Source organism: Neorhizobium sp. R1-B (assembly GCF_004368875.1).
Lineage (GTDB): Bacteria > Pseudomonadota > Alphaproteobacteria > Rhizobiales > Rhizobiaceae > Neorhizobium > Neorhizobium huautlense.
Genome location: NZ_SOEM01000002.1, coordinates 344,036 through 365,837, shown reverse-complemented (window position 1 = coordinate 365,837; position 21,802 = coordinate 344,036). Strand labels below are relative to the sequence as shown.

18 protein-coding genes and 3 tRNA genes are annotated in these 21,802 nt (G+C 59.0%); 2 read left to right on the top strand and 19 right to left on the bottom strand.

Annotation, left to right across the window (positions count from 1 at the left end):
• The 18 genes from nuoN to EDE05_RS04385 form a co-directional block, all read right to left on the bottom strand.
• Complete coding sequence (nuoN, locus tag EDE05_RS04470; RefSeq protein WP_112802190.1) at positions 1-1,443, bottom strand: NADH-quinone oxidoreductase subunit NuoN; 1,443 nt, start codon at positions 1,441-1,443, stop codon at positions 1-3.
• Positions 1,444-1,461: 18 nt separating this feature from the next.
• Positions 1,462-2,973 (bottom strand): NADH-quinone oxidoreductase subunit M, encoded by a 1,512-nt coding sequence (locus tag EDE05_RS04465; protein ID WP_112802188.1) that lies wholly within the window; start codon positions 2,971-2,973, stop codon positions 1,462-1,464.
• Positions 2,973-4,973, bottom strand: coding sequence for an NADH-quinone oxidoreductase subunit L (nuoL, locus tag EDE05_RS04460; protein ID WP_112802185.1), 2,001 nt, complete (start codon positions 4,971-4,973; stop codon positions 2,973-2,975). Before nuoL ends, EDE05_RS04465 begins: the two co-directional genes overlap by 1 nt.
• 7 nt (positions 4,974-4,980) lie before the next feature.
• A complete protein-coding gene (gene nuoK / locus EDE05_RS04455) occupies positions 4,981-5,289 on the bottom strand; it encodes an NADH-quinone oxidoreductase subunit NuoK (protein WP_085423062.1) in 309 nt (102 codons plus the stop codon).
• A 21-nt stretch (positions 5,290-5,310) separates the two neighbouring features.
• Positions 5,311-5,925 (bottom strand): NADH-quinone oxidoreductase subunit J, encoded by a 615-nt coding sequence (locus EDE05_RS04450; protein WP_105371914.1) that lies wholly within the window; start codon positions 5,923-5,925, stop codon positions 5,311-5,313.
• A gap of 147 nt (positions 5,926-6,072) precedes the next feature.
• A complete protein-coding gene (gene nuoI / locus EDE05_RS04445; RefSeq protein ID WP_105371915.1) occupies positions 6,073-6,564 on the bottom strand; it encodes an NADH-quinone oxidoreductase subunit NuoI in 492 nt (163 codons plus the stop codon).
• A gap of 40 nt (positions 6,565-6,604) precedes the next feature.
• On the bottom strand, positions 6,605-7,648 hold the full coding sequence (gene nuoH / locus EDE05_RS04440; RefSeq protein ID WP_112802280.1) for an NADH-quinone oxidoreductase subunit NuoH: 1,044 nt from the start codon (positions 7,646-7,648) through the stop codon (positions 6,605-6,607).
• Positions 7,649-7,656: 8 nt separating this feature from the next.
• Positions 7,657-9,738, bottom strand: coding sequence for an NADH-quinone oxidoreductase subunit NuoG (nuoG, locus tag EDE05_RS04435; RefSeq protein WP_134100380.1), 2,082 nt, complete (start codon positions 9,736-9,738; stop codon positions 7,657-7,659).
• A 58-nt stretch (positions 9,739-9,796) separates the two neighbouring features.
• Positions 9,797-10,465 (bottom strand): 5' DNA nuclease, encoded by a 669-nt coding sequence (locus tag EDE05_RS04430; RefSeq protein ID WP_134100377.1) that lies wholly within the window; start codon positions 10,463-10,465, stop codon positions 9,797-9,799.
• A 4-nt stretch (positions 10,466-10,469) separates the two neighbouring features.
• Positions 10,470-11,774, bottom strand: coding sequence for an NADH-quinone oxidoreductase subunit NuoF (gene nuoF / locus EDE05_RS04425; protein WP_105371918.1), 1,305 nt, complete (start codon positions 11,772-11,774; stop codon positions 10,470-10,472).
• Between the two features lie 89 nt (positions 11,775-11,863).
• Positions 11,864-12,808, bottom strand: a complete 945-nt coding sequence (gene nuoE / locus EDE05_RS04420) for an NADH-quinone oxidoreductase subunit NuoE (protein WP_112802177.1) — start codon at positions 12,806-12,808, stop codon at positions 11,864-11,866.
• 16 nt (positions 12,809-12,824) lie between these two features.
• Positions 12,825-13,088, bottom strand: coding sequence for a hypothetical protein (locus EDE05_RS27135; RefSeq protein ID WP_205839330.1), 264 nt, complete (start codon positions 13,086-13,088; stop codon positions 12,825-12,827).
• On the bottom strand, positions 13,085-14,275 hold the full coding sequence (locus tag EDE05_RS04410) for an NADH-quinone oxidoreductase subunit D (protein ID WP_105371921.1): 1,191 nt from the start codon (positions 14,273-14,275) through the stop codon (positions 13,085-13,087). Before EDE05_RS04410 ends, EDE05_RS27135 begins: the two co-directional genes overlap by 4 nt.
• Positions 14,276-14,350: 75 nt before the next feature.
• Complete coding sequence (locus tag EDE05_RS04405) at positions 14,351-14,953, bottom strand: NADH-quinone oxidoreductase subunit C (protein ID WP_112802278.1); 603 nt, start codon at positions 14,951-14,953, stop codon at positions 14,351-14,353.
• A 31-nt stretch (positions 14,954-14,984) separates the two neighbouring features.
• A complete protein-coding gene (locus tag EDE05_RS04400; RefSeq protein ID WP_105371922.1) occupies positions 14,985-15,566 on the bottom strand; it encodes an NADH-quinone oxidoreductase subunit B in 582 nt (193 codons plus the stop codon).
• Positions 15,557-15,922, bottom strand: coding sequence for an NADH-quinone oxidoreductase subunit A (locus EDE05_RS04395; RefSeq protein WP_105371923.1), 366 nt, complete (start codon positions 15,920-15,922; stop codon positions 15,557-15,559). The genes EDE05_RS04400 and EDE05_RS04395 overlap by 10 nt, the downstream gene beginning before the upstream one ends.
• 423 nt (positions 15,923-16,345) lie before the next feature.
• Positions 16,346-16,422, bottom strand: a tRNA-Asp gene (locus tag EDE05_RS04390).
• A gap of 71 nt (positions 16,423-16,493) precedes the next feature.
• Positions 16,494-16,570 (bottom strand) — tRNA-Asp (locus EDE05_RS04385).
• A gap of 263 nt (positions 16,571-16,833) precedes the next feature.
• On the opposite strand from EDE05_RS04385, the gene EDE05_RS04380 reads away from it, so the two are divergent.
• A tRNA-Val gene (locus EDE05_RS04380) sits at positions 16,834-16,909 on the top strand.
• A gap of 500 nt (positions 16,910-17,409) precedes the next feature.
• Positions 17,410-17,784 (top strand): hypothetical protein, encoded by a 375-nt coding sequence (locus EDE05_RS04375; RefSeq protein ID WP_134100374.1) that lies wholly within the window; start codon positions 17,410-17,412, stop codon positions 17,782-17,784.
• Positions 17,785-18,294: 510 nt separating this feature from the next.
• On the opposite strand, the gene EDE05_RS04370 is transcribed toward EDE05_RS04375, so the two are convergent.
• Complete coding sequence (locus tag EDE05_RS04370; RefSeq protein WP_134100371.1) at positions 18,295-21,510, bottom strand: calcium-binding protein; 3,216 nt, start codon at positions 21,508-21,510, stop codon at positions 18,295-18,297.
• Positions 21,511-21,802 lie beyond the last annotated feature (292 nt).

Below are 21,802 nucleotides of genomic sequence, written 5' to 3'. Positions count from 1 at the left end.
TCAGAAGAAGGACTTGGCTGCCGCATTTGCAGCGATGCCGATCGGGCCACCAAAGAGTACGTAGGCTGTGACGAAGAGCCCGGAAAGGCCAAAGACAAGGCGCAACTCACCGGAAATGCGGGCAAATTCGCCTTGGGCTTCATCAAACCACATGAGCTTGACGATGCGCAGGTAATAATAGGCACCCACGACGGACGAAAGTACGCCGATGACCGACAATGCATAGAGCTTGGCTTCGATCGCTGCCACGAACACGAAATACTTGGCGAAGAAGCCTGCCAGCGGCGGGATACCCGCCATGGAAAACATCAGCGCCGTCAGCACGATCGCCATGAAAGGCTTGGTGGAAGAAAGCCCGGCGAGATCGTCCACGTTTTCGACATTGCCGCCTTCCTTGCGGCGCATCGCCATGATGCAGGCGAAGGTTCCAAGCGTCATGACCATGTAGATCGTCATGTAGAGGACGACGCCGGATACGCCGGTTTCGGACCCTGCAGCAAGACCTACCAGTGCGTAGCCCATATGGCCGATCGAGGAATAGGCCATCAGCCGCTTGATGTTGCGCTGGCCGATCGCGGCGAAGGAACCGAGCAGCATCGAGGCGATCGACACGAAGACGATGATCTGGCGCCAGTCGGCCAGGATCGGCAGGAAGGCTTCCGATACGATGCGCACCAGGATCGCCATCGCAGCAACCTTCGGGCCAGCCGCAAAGAATGCCGTGACGGGGGTTGGCGCGCCTTCATAAACGTCCGGCGTCCACATGTGGAACGGCACAGCCGAAATCTTGAAGCAGGCGCCGGCGAGTATGAAGACCATGCCGAAGATGAGGCCCATATGCCGGGGCTCAGAGCTCAGTATGCCGGCGATTTCGTCGAAACCGGTATTACCGGTGAAGCCGTAGACCAGCGACATGCCGTAAAGCATCATGCCGGAAGACAGGGCGCCGAGGACAAAATATTTAAGGCCGGCTTCCGTCGAGCGGATGCTGTCGCGGTTGAAGGCCGCGATGACATAGAGCGCCAGCGACATCAATTCGAGGCCGAGATAGAACGCAATGAGATCGTTTGCCGAGATCAGCAGCATCATCCCGAGCGTCGAAAGCACCAGCAGAACCGGAAATTCGAAGTGGTCGAGCTGATCCGACTGGGCACGGCCAACCGACATCACCATGGCGGTGATCGAACCGATCAGAGCGATGACTTTCATGAACCGGGCAAAGGGATCAAGCATGAATGCGCCGCCATAGGCTTCGCCCTCGCCCGGCATGAAGATCAGCCACAGTCCGGCGACCAAAAGCAGCGCCACCGCAAGACCCGTGACCGTCGACGTCGACTTGTCGCCGGAGAAAACTCCGATCATCAGGAGAGCGAGCGAACCCACGGCCAGAATGATCTCCGGCATCGAGAGCTGCAGGCTTAGAGAGAGTATTTCAGCGGTCATGTCCTGTCGTGTCCCGTCTCAGTGCACATTGAGTGCAAGGTCTTTCGCCGCCTGCAGGGCTGCGGAATAATTGTTCACCAGCTGGTCTACCGAGGCCGCCGTCGCATCGAAGATCGGGGCCGGATAGAAGCCATAGAAGATGGTAAGTGCGACCAGCGGATAGAGAATGAGCTTCTCACGCGCCGAAAGGTCGAGCAGACCTTTAAGGCTTTCCTTTTCCAGCGCGCCGAAGATCACCCGGCGGTAGAGCCATAGCGCATAGGAGGCCGAAAGGATGACGCCCGTGGCAGCGAAAAGCGCGACCCAGGTATTGACCCGAAAGACGCCGATGATCGTCAGGAATTCGCCGACGAAACCGGAGGTGCCCGGCAAGCCGACATTCGCCATCGTGAAGATCATGAAGGCGACGGCATATTTCGGCATATTGTTGACAAGCCCGCCATAGGCCGCGATTTCGCGGGTGTGGAGGCGATCGTAAACGACGCCGACGCAGAGGAAGAGCGCGCCGGAGACGATGCCGTGCGACAGCATCTGGAAGAGCGCTCCCTGGAGGCCCTGCACATTGGCCGCAAAGATGCCCATGGTGACGTAACCCATATGGGCAACGGAAGAATAGGCGATCAGCTTCTTGATGTCGTCCTGCATCATCGCGACCAGCGAGGTATAGATGATCGCCAGCACCGACAGCGTGAACACGAAAGGCGCGAAGTAGTCGGATGCCAGGGGGAACATGGCAAGCGAGAAGCGGACGAAACCGTAGCCGCCGAGCTTCAGCATGACGCCGGCCAGGATGACCGATCCGGCCGTCGGAGCCTGGACGTGGGCGTCCGGAAGCCAGGTATGGACAGGCCACATCGGCATCTTGACCGAAAAGGCCGCAAAGCAGGCGAGCCACAGCCAGGTCTGCATGCCGGCCGGGAAGCCGTATTTCAGGAGTTCGGTGATATCGGTCGTGCCGGTCTGCCAGTACATGGCCATGACGGCAAGCATCATCAGCACGGAACCGGTCAGGGTGTAGAGGAAGAACTTATACGACGCGTAGACCCGGTCCTTGCCGCCCCAAACGCCGATGATGACGAACATCGGAATGAGGGTCGCTTCGAAAAAGACGTAGAAGAGTACGATATCCAGCGAAACGAAGACGCCGACCATGACCACTTCCAGGAGGAGGAAGGCGATCATGTATTCTTTGAGGCGCTTGCCCACGGAATCCCAACTGGCAAGTACGCAGAAGGGCATCAGGAAGGTGGTGAGGATGACGAACAGCATGGAAATGCCGTCGACGCCCAAATGATAAGAGATGCCGGTGCCGAGCCAGGCATGCTTCTCGACCATCTGGAAGCCCGGATTGGAATTATCGAAACCGATCCAGATGAACAAGGATACCACGAAGGTGAAGGCCGTCGTGAACAGGGAGACGTTCAGGATATTGCGGCGACCGTAGGGACCCTCCTCCCGCGTGAGCAGCAGCAGCAGGACGCCGACCAGCGGCAGGAAGGTGACCGTCGAGAGAATTGGCCAGTCGGTCATTACATTGAGCTCCCGAGCATCATCCAGGTGACGAGGGCGGCGATGCCGATCAGCATCGCGAACGCATAGTGATAAAGGTAACCGGACTGCAGCTTGACGACCCGGTTGGTGACGTCGACCACGCGGGCGGCAACGCCGTTCGGGCCGTAGGTATCGATGACGCCGATGTCACCCTTCTTCCACAGGAACCGGCCGAGCGCCTTCGCGGAGCGGACGAAGAGGAAGTCGTAGAGTTCGTCGAAGTACCATTTGTTGAGCAGGAACTCGTAGAGGACCTTTTGCGACTGCGCCAGACGATGCGGCGTCGAAGGCGACTTGATATACATGTACCAGGCCGTCACGAAGCCGATCGCCATGGCGATGAAGGGGCTCCACTTCACAAGCGCCGGCACATGGTGGAATTCTTCAAGAATTTCATTTTCCGGCAGCGTGAACAGGGCGCCCTTCCAGAACTCCGCATATTCGTGACCGAAGAAATAACCTTCGAAGAGAACACCGGCCAAAACGGCGCCGACCGCCAGCACGTAGAGTGGCGCCAGCATGACCATCGGCGATTCATGCACATGGTGCATCACGTCGGCGGAGGCGCGTGGCTTGCCGAAGAAGGTCAGGAAGGCCAGGCGCCAGGAATAGAAGCTGGTGAAAAGCGCGGCGATCACCAGAAGCGTGAAAGCAATGCCGGATACCACCGAATGGGAGGCATAGGCACTCTCAATGATCACGTCCTTGGAGAAGAACCCGGCGAAGCCGAACATGGTGCCTGGAATGCCGACGCCAGTCAGCGCAAGCGTGCCGATCGTCATCATCCAGAAGGTGATCGGGATATGCTTCCGCAAGCCGCCCATGTAGCGCATGTCCTGCTCACCATCCACAGCGTGGATGACCGAGCCGGCGCCGAGGAACAGCAGCGCCTTAAAGAAGGCGTGCGTGAAGAGGTGGAAGATCGCCGCGCCATAGGCACCGACCCCGAGCGCCACAAACATGTAACCGAGCTGCGAGCAGGTCGAATAGGCAATGACGCGTTTGATGTCGTTCTGCACCAGGCCGACCGTCGCTGCGAAGAAGGCGGTGATTGCACCGATGAACGTCACGACAACGAGTGCATCGTGCGACAATTCGAAGATCGGGGACATGCGGGCGACAAGGAAGACGCCGGCCGTGACCATGGTTGCTGCATGGATGAGAGCCGAAACCGGAGTCGGGCCTTCCATCGCGTCCGGCAGCCAGGTGTGCAGGAGAAACTGGGCCGACTTGCCCATGGCGCCCATGAAGAGCAACAGGCAGACGACGGTTATCGCATTGGCCTTGTCGAGCGTCATGCCGAAGATGTTGACGATCGCCTGTCCAGCCTCCGGGGAGCCTTCGGCTGGCAGATAGCTGGCGGCAGCGGCAAAGATCGTTTCGAAGCTGATCGAGCCGAACAGGACGAACACACCGGCAATGCCAAGGACGAAACCGAAATCGCCGACGCGGTTGACGATGAAGGCCTTCATGGCTGCGGCTGAAGCCGACGGCTTCTTGTACCAGAAACCGATCAGCAGATAGGAGGCGAGACCGACGCCTTCCCAGCCGAAGAACATCTGGGCGAGGTTGTCGGAGGTCACCAGCATCAACATGGCAAAGGTGAAGAGCGACAGATAGGCGAAGAACCGCGGCCGATGCGGATCGTGATGCATGTAGCCGATCGAATAGATGTGCACCAACGTCGAGACGGTATTGACGACAACGAACATGACCGCCGTCAGGGTATCGACGCGGAAGGCCCATTCGACATCGATGCCGCCGGACTGGATCCAGCGCATGACCTCGACCTTGATGACCTCATGGCCTTCACCATGGGCAAGGGCCACGTTGAAGAAAACGATCCAGGAGAGGATGGCCGCGATCACCATGAAGCCGCTGGTGACGTATTCGGACGCCTTGGCGCCGATCGAGCGACCGAACAGGCCGGCGATCAGGAAGCCGATCAGGGGAAGGAAGACGATTGCCTTGTAGATCATGACCTGATCAGCCCTTCATCATATTGACGTCTTCGACGGCGATCGAACCACGGTTGCGGTAGAAGACGACGAGAATTGCAAGACCGATGGCCGCTTCCGCAGCAGCAACGGTCAGAATGAACAACGCGAAGACCTGGCCGACGATATCGTTCAGGAAGGAGGAGAAGGCCACCATGTTCAGGTTGACCGAAAGCAGGATCAGTTCGACCGACATCAGGATGATGATGACGTTCTTGCGGTTCAGGAAGATGCCGAAAACGCCGAGAATGAAGAGGATGGCGCTGACCGTGAGATAATGGGAAAGTCCGATTTCCATTTCTTTTTTCCTTTTTCCGCCTCAGACGCCCTGACCCGGCTTGACCTTGACCACCTCGACGGCGGTCGCGGGCGTACGGGCCACCTGCTTGGAAATATCCTGGCGTTTGATGTTGGTGCGGTGACGCAGCGTCAGCACGATCGCGCCAATCATCGCCACAAGAAGGACAAGGCCGGCGATCTGGAAGAAATACACATAATTCGTATAAAGCACGTCGCCGAGGGCGGCGGTGTTGGTGCGCACCGTCGGGTTCGGGATCGGCATGGTGATCGACCGCGCCGCATCGGGAGTCAGGACACTGCCGCCAATGACGACGATCAGTTCCGCCGCGACGATCAATCCGATGAGTATCCCGACCGGCGCGTATTGCAGCACGCCCGAGCGCAGTTCCGCGAAGTCGATATCGAGCATCATGACGACGAAGAGGAAGAGAACCGCAACCGCGCCGATATAAACGACCAGCAAGATCATCGCCAGGAATTCGGCGCCCGTCAGCAAAAAGAGCCCGGCCGAATTGAAGAAGACGAGGATGAGGAAGAGCACCGAGTGGACCGGGTTCTTGGCCGAAATGACCATAAACGCCGACGCCACCGCGATGAACGCGAAGAGATAGAAGAAGATAGCCTGCAGACCCATCGTGGTGCCTTTTCGTCCCTCAGCGGGATCGGAGCGAGTGCCCCTTCCCGTCGAAACCCGGCCGCGTTCTACGCACCGGGCATTTCATCCAGATATCATCGGCGCACTGCCCGCAGACGCGGCGGCACCGACAGATGCGTCCCGCCCTTAGCGATAGGGCGCATCCAGAGCGAGATTGCGGGCGATTTCCCGCTCCCAGCGGTCGCCGTTCTCGAGAAGCCGCGCTTTGTCGAAATAAAGCTCTTCGCGCGTCTCGGTCGAGAACTCGAAGTTCGGTCCCTCGACAATCGCGTCGACCGGGCAGGCCTCCTGGCAGAAACCGCAATAGATGCACTTCACCATGTCGATGTCGTAACGCACGGTGCGGCGGGTGCCGTCGTTGCGGCGCGGGCCTGCTTCGATGGTGATGGCCTGGGCAGGACAGATCGCCTCGCAGAGTTTGCAAGCGATGCAGCGCTCCTCCCCGTTCGGATAGCGGCGAAGGGCGTGCTCGCCGCGGAAGCGCGGCGAATAATACATCTTTTCGAACGGGTAGTTGATCGTTGCCTTCTGCTTGAAGAAGTAGCGCATCGACAGGAAGAACGCGCCTACAAACTCCTTTAGGAACAACGAATTAATGGCTTGGCCGAGACTTGCCATCCTTATTCTCCAATGATGCCAGAAGCCAAGATGGTCATAGTCATGCCCACCCTGCCAGCTTCAGCACGAATGCGGTGATGATGACCATGGCAAGCGACAGCGGGAGGAACACCTTCCAGCCGAGCCGCATGAGTTGGTCGTAGCGGTAGCGAGGCACGAAAGCCTTCACCATTGCAAAGAGGAAGAAGACGAACGATCCCTTCAGCACGAACCAGATAATGCCGGGAACCCAGTTGAGAACGGCAATATCGAGCGGCGGCAGCCAGCCTCCCAGGAAAAGGATCGTCGTCAGCGAGCAGATAAGCAGGATGGCGGCATATTCGCCAAGCATCAGCATCATGTACGGAGCGGAGGAATATTCCACCATGTAGCCCGCAACCAGCTCCGATTCCGCTTCCGGAAGGTCGAATGGCGGACGATTGGTTTCCGCCAGTCCCGAGATGAAGAAGATCACGAACATCGGGAACAGCGACAGCCAGTGCCAGTCGAGGAACGAGTTCGGCAGGCCGACCATCGTGCCGAGACCGTCCTTCTGTGCATAAACGATGTCGGTGAGGTTCAAGGAGCCCACGCAGAGGAGAACCGTCACGATCACGAAGCCGATCGACACTTCGTAAGAAACCATCTGCGCCGCAGAACGCAAAGCACCGAGGAACGGATACTTCGAGTTCGACGCCCAGCCCGACATGATGATGCCGTAGACTTCAAGGGAAGAGATCGCGAAGACGTAGAGAATGCCGACATTGATGTTGGCGATCACCCAGTTTTCGTTGAGAGGGATGACGGCCCAGGTGGCCAGCGCCAGCGTCACGGACACGAGCGGAGCCAGAAGGAAGACGCCCTTGTTGGCACCGGCCGGAATGATCGGTTCTTTGAAGACGAATTTCAAAAGGTCGGCGAAAGACTGAAAGAGGCCAAACGGACCGACGACGTTCGGACCGCGGCGCAACTGCACGGCTGCCCAGATCTTGCGGTCGGCAAGCAGGATATAGGCGATGAAGACGAGCAGGCAGACCAGAAGCAGCAGCGACTGCGCGACCATGATCAGGCCCGGCCAGACATAGATGGAAAAGAACGAGTCCATGTTCAAAATTACTCCGCCGCAGCCTGGAAATTGTTGCGGGCCAATGCCGAGCACTCGGCCATCACTGCCGAAGCCCGTGCAATTGGGTTCGTCAAATAGAAGTCTTTGACCGGCGACGCAAACCCGGACTTCGACATCTCACCGGCTTTTTGGCCGAGTATGGCAATTTCGTTCACCGAACCAGCCGCGATCTCGTCCAAAGCGGCAAAATGCGGATATGCTTCGTAGAGCTTTGCGCGCAGTGCGCTCAGCGAATCGAACGGCAGCTTGTTTCCAAGCACGTCCGAGAGCGCACGCAGAATTGCCCAATCTTCGCGTGCTTCGCCCGGGGCAAACCCGGCTCGCGTGCTCATCTGGACACGTCCTTCGGTGTTGACCCAGGTCCCGGACTTTTCCGTATAGGCCGCACCCGGCAGAATAACGTCCGCATTATGCGCACCCGCATCACCGTGGCTGCCGATATAGACGGTAAACCTGGCACCCTTCTTCGAAAAATCGAGCTCGTCGGCACCGAGCAGGAAGAGGACATCCATGCCGGTGAGCATTTTCGCGGCATTCACGCCCTTGGATCCCGGAACGAAGCCGAGATCAAGGCCACCGACGCGGGCGGCAGCCGTGTGCAGCACGGCAAAGCCGTTCCAGTCTTCCGTCAATGCGCCGACCGAGCCGGCAAGCTGGGCGGCCGCGGCAAGAACCGCAGGGCCGTCCGGACGCGCGAGAGCCCCCTGCCCTATAATGATCATCGGGTTCTTGGCATTGCGAAGCTTATCAGCAAAGCTGTTCGCCCCGGAGGCAAGCTCGGAGAGCGTTTCCGGGCCGGCGCCGAGATAATCGTAGGCATAACGCAGTTCGCTGACTTCGCCGATCACGCCGATCGGGAAGTTGCCGCGGCGGAAACGCTTGCGGATGCGGGCGTTGAGAACAGCAGCCTCGAGGCGCGGATTAGCGCCGATCAGAAGCAGCGCTCCGGCCTGTTCAATGCCTTCGATCGTGGGGTTGAAGAGGTAGCTTGCGCGGCCGATCGACGGATCAAGCGCCGTCCCGTCCTGCCGACAGTCGAGGTTTTCCGATCCGAGCGAGCGGATCAGTTCCTTCAAGGCATACATTTCTTCGACAGATGCCAGGTCACCGGCAATCGCCCCAATCTTCTGCGCCGACGTTGCCGAGACCGCAGCCTTGATGGCGCCGAAAGCCTCACCCCAGGATGCAGCCTGAAGGCGGCCGTCCTTGCGAACGTACGGACGGTCGAGGCGTTGCGTCTTCAAGCCGTCCCATATGAAGCGGGTCTTGTCGGAGATCCACTCTTCGTTCACCTGCTCGTTGACGCGCGGCATGATGCGCATCACTTCCCGACCGCGAGTATCGACGCGGATAGCGGATCCGACCGCATCCATGACGTCGATCGATTCGGTCTTGCCGAGCTCCCACGGACGCGCAGTGAAGGCGAAGGGGCGCGAGGTCAGCGCGCCAACCGGGCAAAGGTCGATGACGTTGCCCTGCAACTCGGACGTCATGGCATGCTCGAGATAAGTGGTGATCTCGGCATCCTCGCCGCGGCCGATCAAGCCGAGCTCCGAAATGCCGCCGACTTCAGTCGTGAAGCGAACGCAGCGCGTGCAGTGAATACAGCGGTTCATCACCGTCTTGACGAGCGGCCCAATATATTTGTCTTCGACGGCGCGCTTATTCTCCGTGTAGCGAGACGAGTCGATGCCAAAGGCCATCGCCTGGTCCTGCAAATCGCATTCGCCGCCCTGGTCGCAGATCGGGCAATCCAGCGGGTGGTTGATCAGCAGGAATTCCATCACGCCTTCGCGGGCCTTCTTGACCATTGGCGTATTGGTGAAGATTTCCGGCAGTTCACCATTCGGTCCGCCGCGAACGTCGCGCACGCCCATGGCGCAGGATGCCGCCGGTTTCGGCGGTCCGCCCTTCACCTCGATCAGGCACATGCGGCAATTGCCGGCGACCGACAGGCGTTCGTGGAAACAAAAACGCGGCACCTCAGCGCCGGCTTCCTCGCACGCCTGAAGCAGCGTGAAATGATCCGGAACCTCGATCTCCTTGCCGTCTACCCTCAGCTTTGCCATCGTATCACTTACGTCCCTAGTTCCATCCCTTGAGCCGAAGGCCCGGGACATAATCCTTTTATTTCAACAGAGCTTTCGCCTGGCCTACCCAGTCGTCCCGCTTGATGCGTCCTTCGAAACCCAGTTCCTTGTCAAAACGGGTGATGTCCGCATCCTTCCAGGCGGCAATCTGAGACACGCTCGTCACGCCAAGCCCCTTCAAGACAGCTTCCAGCTTTGGGCCGATCCCGGAAATTCGCTTCAAATCATCGGCGCCCGACACAGCGGCAGACTTCCCTGTAACCGCCTTCTTGGCTTTGACAACAGGGGCCTCTGGTTGCACAGGCTTTGCAGCAGTTTTCTTTTGGGCGGCAGGTTTGCGAGCCGGCTTCGCCTTGGGCTTTTCAGGCGCCACGCCAGAGGTCTTGGCAACGGACGGTGCGTCGACTGCAAGACCGGCGGCCGAAGCGGGCGCCTCAGGCGCTTCCACCGTCCTCGATGCCTCGGCTTGCTTCTCGGTACTCTTCTGACCGGCGGTTTCCAGCGCCCCCTGCAAGGCTCCGAAGAAGGCGCTTGCCATCTGGTTCGCGAAACCAAAGCCTATCGCCGTCGCCGCGGCCATGGCTGCAGCCGAGTGCGCAAACAGCGGGTTGAGCGACAATGCCTCGGAAAAATCAGGCGCGCGCGCGCGATCGACCGTAGGATCGTCCGCCGTTCCTATCTTCCGCTCGTCACTCTTCTTGGCCAAGTGCTTACTCCGCGGCTTCCATGACAGCGCCATGCGCCATGGCGTTATAGGTATACTGGTCGATACGTGCCTCGATCTCCGGTCGGAAATTGCGGATGAGGCCCTGGACAGGCCAGGCAGCCGCATCACCGAGCGCGCAGATGGTGTGCCCTTCGATCTGTTTCGATACCTGCAAGAGCATGTCGATCTCGCGCTTCTGGGCATTGCCCTTCACCATGCGCTCCATGACGCGCCACATCCAGCCCGTACCTTCGCGGCATGGCGTGCACTGTCCGCAGCTTTCATGCTTGAAGAACGCCGAGAGGCGGGCAATCGCCTTGATGACGTCGGTCGACTTATCCATGACGATGATCGCAGCGGTACCGAAGGACGACTTCTTGTCACGCATCCCGTCGAAGTCCATGATCGCGTCGCCCATGTCTTCGCCCTTGATGACCGGGCAGGATGCACCGCCCGGAATGACGGCAAGCAGGTTGTCCCAGCCACCGCGGATGCCGCCGGCATGCTTATCGATCAACTCACGGAACGGAATGCTCATGGCCTCTTCGACCGTGCAGGGCTTGTTCACATGGCCGGAGATCATGAAGAGCTTGGTGCCGACATTGTTCGGCCGACCGATCGAGGAAAACCAGCCGGCGCCGCGACGCAGGATTGTCGGGGCAACGGCGATCGACTCGACATTGTTGACGGTCGTCGGGCAACCATAGAGGCCCATATTCGCCGGGAACGGCGGTTTAAGGCGCGGCTGCCCCTTCTTGCCTTCGAGGCTTTCGAGCAAGGCGGTCTCCTCGCCGCAGATATAGGCGCCGGCACCGTGGTGCACGTAAATGTCAAAATCCCAGCCGTTCTTGTTGTTTTTTCCCAACAATCCGGCATCGTAGCATTCGTCGATCGCCGCCTGAAGCGCCTCACGTTCGCGCATATATTCGCCGCGGACGTAGATGTAGGCGGTATGTGCGGCCATCGCAAAACCGGCAATCAGGCAACCTTCGATCAGCGTGTGCGGATCGTGGCGCATGATTTCGCGGTCCTTGCAGGTACCGGGCTCGGATTCGTCGGCATTGACCACCAGGTAATGCGGACGACCGTCCGATTCCTTCGGCATGAATGACCATTTGAGACCAGTCGGGAACCCGGCACCACCGCGTCCACGAAGACCGGAGGCCTTCATCTCGTTGATGATCCAGTCCCTGCCCTTCTCGATGATGGTCTTGGTGCCATCCCAGTGGCCGCGGCTCATCGCGCCTTTCAGGGACTTGTCCTTGAGGCCGTAGATATTGGTAAAGATGCGATCCTGATCTTTCAACATGATCTATTCCACAAGTCCGCCGAGATTGAACCGGTCATTGTTTAGCATCATGCAGCCGTTTTCGAAGGCCGCACAAGATTTCTCGATGATCACGACGACTCACCTTCCGTGGTCGTCTTACGCCTGGTGCGCTTCGGCTTCAAATCGCCAGATACCGCACCCGGTTCCGGCGGAGCACCCTCTGCGACGCTGCCCGCCGCCTTGGGATCAGGCTTGCTTTTCGCCGTTCCCGAGAGCGGCTGCTTCTCCGCAGTCTTGGCGCGCTTCCTGGCGCCTTCCTTATCCGTCGCCGGCGTCTTCAGGGTCGGATTGGTTTCCGGCGCCGTGTCTTTGGGACGTGCGGCATCGGCCGGCGGCACGGTAGTGGCAGCCGCAGTCTCCGCCAGATCGCGCTGCGGTTCCAGATTGGTGCGAACCGGCTTGACGTCTTCGAGAAGCGTCAGCGGGCCTCCTTCAGGTGCTGCGAAATGACGGTCGATCTGCGGGCCCGGCTTGATTTGGTCGCCTTTGCCGGCCTCGAAAGCGTCGATGATCTCCTCCAGCCGCTGTGGCGTCAGGTCCTCATAGGCATCCTTGAAGATGATGACCATCGGCGCGTTGACGCAGGCGCCCTGACATTCGACCTCTTCCCAGGAGAGCGTACCCTCGGCGTTCAACGCAAAGGGATCGTGATGGATCTTGTGCTGACAGACCTTCATCAGGTCTTCGGCGCCGCGCAGCATGCAGGGGGTGGTGCCGCAGACCTGGATATGGGCGCGGGTGCCGACCGGCTTCAGCTGGAACTGCGTATAAAAGGTCGCAACTTCCAGCACGCGGATATAGGGCATGTCCAATCGATTGGCGACATGCTCGATTGCTGCCCGGGTCACCCAGCCGTCCTGCTCCTGCGCGCGCATCAGAAGCGGAATCACGGCAGATTGCTGCCGGCCTTCCGGATATTTCCTGATCGTTGCCTCGGCCCAGGCCGCATTCTCCTCGTTGAAGGCAAACGCTACCGGCTGGACGCTATCTTCGGCTAATCGACGAACGGACATTCTTTTCCACGCCTTATCAGTTTATGGATCCACACCTGGTTTTCGTGAGCGTCACGAATTCGCAGGCATAGGCAGACTTCTCTTTCTGCATGAACACTATGAACTTTGTTCCATTCGGAACGCTTGCCTTGATCTCGTACCCTTCCGACAAAAGATCAGGCATTGATCTGGACCCGCCGCTGACCGTCGACCCACCGGACACCTGCGCCTGATCCTGCTGCGCGAAAGCAACAGGAGCCGCAAGGACCATTCCGGCAGCGACGATAGCGCGGATCATCAGCGGTCGACCTCACCGAACACGATATCCAGAGAGCCGAGGACCGCCGAAACGTCCGCCAGCTGATGCCCGCGACAGATGAAATCCATCGCCTGCAGATGGGCATAACCCGGCGCGCGAATCTTGCAGCGGTAAGGCTTGTTCGTACCATCAGCAACGAGGAAGACGCCGAACTCGCCCTTCGGCGCTTCGACTGCCGCATATACCTCTCCGGCCGGCACGTGGTAACCTTCGGTGTAGAGCTTGAAGTGGTGGATCAAGGCTTCCATCGAGCGCTTCATCTCGCCACGCTTCGGCGGCACGACCTTGCCGTCTGTGGAGGAGAACGGTCCGGTCTTGGCATCGCCCAGCAGGCGGTCGACGCACTGCTTCATGATCTTGCAGGACTCGCGCATCTCGATCATGCGGATGAGGTATCGGTCGTAGCAATCGCCGTTCTTGCCGATCGGGATATCGAAATCCAGCTCCGAATAACATTCGTAGGGCTGCGCGCGGCGCAGGTCCCAGGCAGCGCCCGAACCGCGAACCATGACGCCTGAGAATCCCCAGGCCCAGGCGTCTTCCAGCTTCACGACGCCGATATCGACGTTACGCTGTTTGAAGATACGATTGCCGGTGAGCAGGTCGTCGATGTCGTCCAATTTTGACGGAAATTCATCGCACCACTTGCCGATGTCTTCCACCAGTTCGGGCGGCAGATCCTGATGAACCCCGCCTGGACGGAAGTAGGCGGCATGCATGCGCGCGCCTGAGGCACGCTCGTAGAACACCATCAGCTTTTCACGCTCTTCGAAGCCCCAGAGCGGCGGCGTCAAGGCGCCCACGTCCATGGCCTGAGTGGTGACGTTCAGCAGATGCGAGAGGATGCGGCCGATTTCGGAATAGAGCACGCGGATCAGCTGCCCCCGGATCGGGATCTCAAGGCCGATCAATTTTTCGACGGCCAAGGCAAAAGCGTGCTCCTGGTTCATCGGCGCGACGTAATCGAGCCGGTCGAAATAGGGAATCGCCTGCAGATAGGTCTTGGTTTCGATCAGCTTTTCGGTGCCGCGATGCAAAAGACCGATATGCGGATCGACACGCTCTACGATCTCGCCATCCAGCTCCAGCACAAGCCGCAACACGCCGTGCGCCGCCGGATGCTGCGGTCCGAAATTGATGTTGAAGTTGCGGACGTTGTGTTCAGTCATACTGCTTGCTCCATGCCGGGCGAAGACCGAGCGGGAAGGAATGCGTTTGACCGGCGCTCACCGCGCCGGTTTTTCTTAAACCTTGGCTTTTTCATCACCTGGAAGGACGTAGTCGGTGCCTTCCCAGGGAGAAAGAAAGTCAAAGCTGCGGAATTCCTGGCGAAGCTCGACCGGCTCGTAGACCACCCGCTTGGCGCTGTCGTCATAACGAACTTCGACAAATCCGGTGGTCGGGAAATCCTTGCGGAGCGGATGACCTTCAAAACCATAATCGGTCAGGATGCGGCGCAGATCGGGATGGCCGGTAAACAGAATGCCGTACATATCCCACGCTTCGCGCTCGAACCAATCGGCTCCCGGATAAACCGAGCAGGCAGACGGGACCGGTTCATCCTCAGCGGTTGCTACCTTCACACGGATACGCAGATTCTGGCGCGGCGAAAGCAGATGGTAGATCACGTCGAAACGCTTCTCACGCGCGGGATAATCTACACCGCAGATGTCGATGAAGCTCACGAAACCGCACTGCACGTCGTCCCTGAGAAAGGTCAGCAGGGACAGAAGGTTTTGCGATGCCGTCGTCAGCGTCAGTTCGCCATAGGCAATCGTCGCGTCCTCCACGAGCGACGGACGCGCTTCGCGGATATAGGTCGAAAGCTCATTCAGGGCTTCACTCATGATCTTGTCCAATTACCCTTAGCCTTTGGCCTCAACGCTCGATCGTGCCGGTCCGCCGGATTTTCTTCTGCAGCAGAAGCACGCCGTAAAGGAGCGCCTCCGCCGTGGGGGGACAGCCCGGAACATAAATGTCGATCGGCACGACCCGATCACAGCCGCGGACCACCGAATAGGAATAGTGATAATAGCCGCCGCCATTGGCACAGGAGCCCATCGAGATCACGTAGCGTGGCTCCGGCATCTGGTCATAGACCTTGCGAAGCGCCGGCGCCATCTTGTTGGTCAACGTGCCCGCGACAATCATCACGTCCGACTGACGCGGCGACGCGCGGGGAGCAAACCCGAAGCGCTCCACATCATAACGCGGCATCGAGAGCTGCATCATTTCCACGGCGCAGCACGCAAGGCCGAAGGTCATCCACATCAGCGAGCCGGTACGGGCCCAGTTGATCAGCTCGTCGGTCGAGGTGACGAGAAAACCCTTGTCTGCGAGCTCGTTGTTGATCTCGCCAAAGAAGGCGTCGTCGCTGCCGATGGGCTTGCCGGTATTGGGATCGATGATCCCCTTCGGCTTTGGCGCCACCAGGGTATTGCCGCTATCGACTACTCCCATTCCAGCGCTCCTTTCTTCCATTCATAAATGAAGCCGATCGTCAGAACGGCAAGAAAAACCATCATGGACCAGAAGCCGAACCAGCCGATGGCACCGAAGGACACTGCCCAGGGGAACAGGAAGGCCACTTCCAAGTCAAAGATGATGAAGAGAATCGAGACGAGGTAGAACCGAATATCGAACTTCATGCGCGCATCATCAAAGGCGTTGAAGCCGCACTCGTAGGCTGACAGCTTTTCCGAGTCGGGGGCCTTGTAGGCAACAGCAAACGGCGCGATCAAAAGCGCCAATCCGATCACCATGGAGATGCCGATAAAAATCGCGATCGGGACATAGGAAGTGAGGAGTTCACTCATGATATTCGATCCCTGCTTGCCACAGCGCCGGGGCGGCGCTCATCATTCGTACGCGGCAAGCGAACGTGCATTGCAATAAGCCGTGACTAGCGCAGCCGAAGGCGCGGCGCAAGACTTTTGAACGGCAGCCCCTGCACCAAAATGAAGCAGTTCCAAAGCACAATTTGCAATGAGCGCGTGGCTTGGGCCGAAGGACCGGCATGAGTGCCCTCGGCAGAAACCTGCCGAGCTCCAAAAGGATCACGAAGTTGGACAGACGACGCTTCCTAAAGCTCGCCTCGACAGACACATCGCTCAGCCGCAAGCGACGCCGCGGAAATATGCAAATCGCGCTTCGGATGCAATAGTCGGAGGGATAAATATTTTAGAGGACGCTCATTTACATAAGATCAACAGCAACAAATGGAGATGAGTCCCGAAAAATGGCGCGAGTGACGGGGCTCGAACCCGCGACCTCCGGCGTGACAGGCCGGCACTCTAACCGACTGAGCTACACCCGCGCATATTGCCGATTTTCGGCGTCCGCTTCATCACGCTGATCGCGCGACTGGCGGATATTCGAGGAGGAGAATGGCGCGAGTGACGGGGCTCGAACCCGCGACCTCCGGCGTGACAGGCCGGCACTCTAACCGACTGAGCTACACCCGCGCATCTCTCAAGGGCAAAGAGCCCTCCCCTTGCGGCCTCGACCGCTCGGTTGAGCGGCTAACTAAGAGGTTCGTGATCGGGTGTCAAGCAGGTTTCAAGACAAAAGGATGACGCCTCGCCTGTTTGCCCTGCTCCACCTGTTGATTATAAAGGTCTGCCCAAAAATTTCAAAAAAACATCACGAAGGCTCTTGCGGTTTTCCCACGATCCGCATAGATCACGGCCACCGACGCGGCGGGACATCTTCTCCCGAAGCCGCAGACGGGCGATTAGCTCAGTTGGTAGAGCGCCTCGTTTACACCGAGGATGTCGGGAGTTCGAGTCTCTCATCGCCCACCATTGCCCCCCCGCAATCGATCGACTTTTCTACGTGGACCATCACTTGGTTGACGCTGATTTGTCTGCCACATCAAGGCCTGATCCTCAGGTCTCAGTCAAACCGAGCCCAATGAACCTGAGACTTTCGGCGGTATCGGGTGAGACTGAGGTCCCACCCGCTCGGGTCTTTAGTCCTATGGCGGGAACTGGGGCTTTCTTTTTTCGATTAGCCAAACGTAAGATAGCGGCTTCGGCCGGCTTGACGGCTACCGGAGGCACAGCAGGCCAATCGATCGATCAAGTTGACCACATCCCCAGGATGGCGTTCACGTCGATCATCGCCCCGGACCCCTTTTGGCGTCAGCGGCAACAGGAGGCTTCAATGCTCTCTCGCAGACAGCTTTTCATCCGTTCATTGTCCTCGGTCGTCGCGTTGACTACTGCGCGCACTGCCTTGGGCAGTGTGGCCCTTATTGCAAGCGAGATGCCCGCCCAAGCTCAGCAGGGCGGTGGAAACGGAAATGCCGGCAACGGGAATGGGGGCGGCAACGGGAACGGGGGCGGCAACGGGAACGGGGGCGGCAACGGGAACGGGGGCGGCAACGGGAACGGGGGCGGCAACGGGAACGGGGGCGGCAACGGAAACGGGAACGGGGCGTCCAACGGTAATGCAAGCGGAAATTCAGGTGGCCAGCAAGGCAATTCAGGCGGCAGCAGCCCTGCGTCTGCAACGCCCGACCTCCATGCGGCTGACGGCCCGCCTTTGGAAGTCCGCCACCGAAATGGTGCCCGCGAGCGCCTCGCCAACGGCCGCTATGTTATGCGCGACCCTCGCGGCCGGAAAATTGTCGATCGGTTGGCCACGGGGACCGATAGAACGCGGCTCCGGTCCTTGATCGACCAATGGTCTTCGGATTGATCCACGACAGCCGAAGCTACCACACCCCTCCTCCCGCCTATTCGATCGTAGACGGGCAGCAAGGGCGTTGCGAGGATTGCCTATAACTTGAGGGCAACCAGCAGCCTCAGTCGATCGACAGCTTTTCGGATACCCGGTTACATAACGAAAAACTGGCTGCATCGGTGATCTGAGAACTGTCACGACCATGACAGCACCGTCCACTTGTTGACGGCCAGGAGAACCTTCCCCGCCAGCGAGGTTCAAACGGGAAAGGCAGCGGCAGGCAGATCAGCCTCATGTCCAAAACTCGCCCACAGTGGCAGACGAAACCTGCAAAGGGCGACAGTTTGGCGAGGCTTCTCGGCAGGAACCTCCCCTACCATTTCCCTCCGTTCGAATGATTGGCTCCCTCCCCTAAAATCCCCACCAATGCTCATGCAGCGTTTCAGAGTGCATCTTGCTGAATACTCCGACATGGCTCTCTTATTGGTAGTGACTGGCGCAACTAAACCAGGACAAAATCCCCCGCCGTCAGGCCCGGATTCGTCGCAAGCATGGCAAACTGAACCGCGGCATGCCCAGAAAGGCTTCCGTCTGCGTCATAGTAGAGAGCCCCAGTTGTCGTGTCGTAGATGACTTTCTGGTTCGCATTTTGCGCCCCGGTAGCACCGGCCGCGGCGTAAAACTGCGTCGCAGACAGCGAACCGCCACTCAACGAGGTAAAGACACTCTTCGATAAAAAGAGCCTGTCTCCCGATGTAAAGTCCGAAATTGAGTCAACATTGGTTGCTCCGAGAGCGAAATCGAATTGGAAGATATCCGCGCCCGCTCCGCCGAAGAGCGTGTCACTCCCGCCGCCGCCAGAAAGGAGATTGGCGTTCAAATCACCGATCATGCTGTCATCGCCGGTTCCGCCCCAGATGTTCTCGATATTGCGGATCGTATCCTCAGCCAGGCCACCGACCGTGACGGTTGAAAAGGTGACGCCATTAAGCGTCACGGAGATCGATGCCGTCTTGTCTCGATAGTTGGCAGTGTCAGATGCCACACCGCCGTCGAGAGTGTCTGCGCCGCCGCCACCGCTAAGCAAATCCTTGCCCTCGTTGCCGTTGAAGGTGTTGGCGAAGTCGTCGCCCGTCAGCGTGTCATTACCCTTGCCGCCGAACACGACCTCGATATTGCGGACTGTGTCTTCAACAATTCCGCCCACGAAGACGAAGCTGTCATTGCCGCCAAAGAGGGTCACATTCACGGAGGTGCTTTTTTCCCGGTAATCGGCAGTGTCCACGCCTGCACCACCGTCGATCAGGTCGGCGCCGAGCGCCCCGCGGAACATGTTGTTGGCGGCGTCGCCGATTAGAGTATCGTTACCAGAACCTGACAGGATACCCTCCACACTGCGAATGGTGTCTTCGGCAACGCCACCGACAACGACGGTGGCGTTGGCCGCTCCGTTGAGGGTGATGGAGATCGCGCCAGTCTTCTCGAGAAAATCCGCGATATCCACGCCGATGCCACCATCCAAGACGTCGTTGCCAAGGCCGCCTTTGAGTGTGTCGGCGCCGTCGTTGCCGGACAGAACATTGGCAAGGCTGTCGCCGGTGAGCGTATCGGCGGCGGAGCCGCCGGAGATGTTTTCAATATTGCGGATCGTATCCTCTACTAAGCCGCCCAACCTAACCGTTGCGGGGTTGGCCCCATCTAGGGTGACGACCACGGACTTGATCTGGTCGCGATAATCGGCCGTGTCCATACCGGCACCACCATCCAGACTGTCGGCGCCGGCACCACCGCGGATCGTGTTGCTGTTATTATCGCCTGTGAGCGTGTCGGCGGCGGAACCGCCGAAAATGTGTTCTATATTGCGGACGGTGTCCTCGGCTACTCCGCCGATCGTCGCGATTGCATTGGCTGCGCCCGCCAGCACCAGAACGACCCCTGCAGTCTTGTCGCGGAAGTCGATCGTGTCCGATCCGATGCCGCCGTCGATGACGTCTTGTCCGCCTCCGCCCCTTAGCAGATCTGCCCCGCTTCCTCCGAGGATGGAGTTTGCCTGTACATCACCGTTTACCACGTCCGAGAGGTCCGTCCCGATGACGTTTTCAACGTTGCGCAACGTGTCCTCCGCAGCCCCGCCAACACTCACCGTTGCATCAATGGCGCCATTAAGCGTCACTGCGATTCCCTTGATTGAGGTTGAATAGTCGACGGTGTCGTTGCCGCCGCGGCCATCGAACAGGTTTTGGAAACCATCACCAGAAAATAGGTCATTGGCTGAACCGCCAATAATATTCTCGATGTTGCGTAGCCCATCCTCAGCCACGCCGTCGATCATGACGGTGGCCAAATTTGCGCCGGCGAGTGCCACGACCAAAGGCCCCGTCCTGTCGCTGTAGTCCGCTATGTCGCTGCCGGCACCTCCATCCAGCAGGTCGGCGCCCAAGCCGCCATTGAACATGTTGGCGAAAGCATCTCCGGTCAGTTCGTCGTTGCCCGATCCACCCATGATGTTCTCGATATTGCGGACGGTATCTTCCGCCGTTCCACCGATTGTCACAAGAGCGTCAACCGCACCGTTGAGGGTGAGCACCACGGCCTCCGTCTTATCGCTGAAGTCGACCGTATCGCTGCTGCCTCCGCCGTCGAGGACGTCGGCACCGGAGCCTCCGCGAAACGTGTTGGCAAATGTATCGCCGGTGATCGTGTCTGCGCCCGAGCCACCGACAATGTTTTCGATCTTTGCGATCAAGTCCTCCGCAATGCCGCCTACAGTCACTGTGACGGCATTGCTCCCGTTCAAGGTCACAGCGATTGCTGCCGTTTTGTCGCTATAACTGGCCGTATCGATGTCTTCGCCACCGTCCAAAGTATCGGCGCCGTCTCCACCCATGAGCAAGTCATTGCCGCGGGCGCCAGAAAGCTTATTTCCAGCCCCATCACCAAGGAGCGTATCGCCAGCCAACCCGCCGACGATGTTCTCAAAATTCGCGATGGTGTCCTCCGCGGCGCCGCCCACGAAGACTGTGGAGGCATTTGCGCCGTTCAGCTGCACCACAATTGAAGATGTTTTCTCGCGCAGATCGAAGGTGTCCACCCCAACGCCGCCGTCGGCGGTGTCGTCGCCGCTGCCGCCGAAGATCGAATCGTCGCCGGCTCCGCCGTTAAGAATGTCATCTCCACTTTCGCCGCGAAGGATGTTGTTTCGGTCGTCACCGGTCAAGGCGTCGTTGCCCGCCCCCCCATATACATTTTCAAAGTTGCTGATTGTATCCTCGGCGACCCCATCCACGAAGACCGTCGAAGGGACCGACCCCATAAGCGTAACCACGACCGAGGTGGTCTTATCTGTGTAATCAACTGTGTCGTTTCCGCCGCCGCCGTCGAGCACATCGCTTCCACCACCTCCCCTGATGAGGTTGTTTTGCGCATCCCCGGTGATTTGGTCGTCACCCGCGCCGCCGTAGACGTTTTCGATCGCGCGCAGGATGTCCTCGGCAGCGCCGTTGACCAATACCACGGCATCGTTCGTCCCGTTGAGCGTAACGATGATTCCCGCTGTCTTCTCACGATAGTCGACCGTATCGACGCCGGAGCCGCCGTTGATGATGTCTGGTCCTGCAAGCCCCTGAATAAGATCGTCGCCGGCCAAGCCGTTGATCGTGTCATCCAGAGCCGTTCCAATGATGACGTTGTTTCCGGATGTGCCGTTGATGACTGCCATGGGTAATGTCCTCCATATACCCGTGCTCCCCGGCGGAGAGCGTCGCAAACCCCGCCCGATGTTTCTGGCTGCCGCTTTTCTTTGCAGCCGGCTCGAACGTTCTTTTACTCAGCCACATGTTAGCCCTTGCAGCGCCACTGACCTTCACGTGCAGTCAATTTGTCACTGCATGCCGAGCGGCAAAAGTGAACCGTACACGGCATTCTCACCGCGCTAGAGGCTCACGGAAGCATTCTAGCTGCTGAAGAGGTAGAAGGAGACGGGGCCAGCACCTGCTCCGCCCAGTGCTTTG

Excerpts from the sequence above, each read along its gene's own strand:
- nuoK (WP_085423062.1), bottom strand. The coding sequence starts at position 5,289 with ATGGAAATCGGACTTTCCCATTATCTCACGGTCAGCGCCATCCTCTTC.
- nuoF (WP_105371918.1), bottom strand. The coding sequence starts at position 11,774 with ATGTTGAAAGATCAGGATCGCATCTTTACCAATATCTACGGCCTCAAG.
- nuoI (WP_105371915.1), bottom strand. The coding sequence starts at position 6,564 with ATGGCAAGTCTCGGCCAAGCCATTAATTCGTTGTTCCTAAAGGAGTTT.
- EDE05_RS04370 (WP_134100371.1), bottom strand. The coding sequence starts at position 21,510 with ATGGCAGTCATCAACGGCACATCCGGAAACAACGTCATCATTGGAACG.
- EDE05_RS04410 (WP_105371921.1), bottom strand. The coding sequence starts at position 14,275 with ATGACTGAACACAACGTCCGCAACTTCAACATCAATTTCGGACCGCAG.
- nuoE (WP_112802177.1), bottom strand. The coding sequence starts at position 12,808 with ATGTCCGTTCGTCGATTAGCCGAAGATAGCGTCCAGCCGGTAGCGTTT.
- EDE05_RS04395 (WP_105371923.1), bottom strand. The coding sequence starts at position 15,922 with ATGAGTGAACTCCTCACTTCCTATGTCCCGATCGCGATTTTTATCGGC.
- EDE05_RS04450 (WP_105371914.1), bottom strand. The coding sequence starts at position 5,925 with ATGGGTCTGCAGGCTATCTTCTTCTATCTCTTCGCGTTCATCGCGGTG.
- EDE05_RS04405 (WP_112802278.1), bottom strand. The coding sequence starts at position 14,953 with ATGAGTGAAGCCCTGAATGAGCTTTCGACCTATATCCGCGAAGCGCGT.
- nuoL (WP_112802185.1), bottom strand. The coding sequence starts at position 4,973 with ATGATCTACAAGGCAATCGTCTTCCTTCCCCTGATCGGCTTCCTGATC.
- EDE05_RS04400 (WP_105371922.1), bottom strand. The coding sequence starts at position 15,566 with ATGGGAGTAGTCGATAGCGGCAATACCCTGGTGGCGCCAAAGCCGAAG.
- EDE05_RS04375 (WP_134100374.1), top strand. The coding sequence starts at position 17,410 with ATGCCGGCAACGGGAATGGGGGCGGCAACGGGAACGGGGGCGGCAACG.
- nuoG (WP_134100380.1), bottom strand. The coding sequence starts at position 9,738 with ATGGCAAAGCTGAGGGTAGACGGCAAGGAGATCGAGGTTCCGGATCAT.
- nuoH (WP_112802280.1), bottom strand. The coding sequence starts at position 7,648 with ATGGACTCGTTCTTTTCCATCTATGTCTGGCCGGGCCTGATCATGGTC.
- nuoN (WP_112802190.1), bottom strand. The coding sequence starts at position 1,443 with ATGACCGCTGAAATACTCTCTCTAAGCCTGCAGCTCTCGATGCCGGAG.
- EDE05_RS04465 (WP_112802188.1), bottom strand. The coding sequence starts at position 2,973 with ATGACCGACTGGCCAATTCTCTCGACGGTCACCTTCCTGCCGCTGGTC.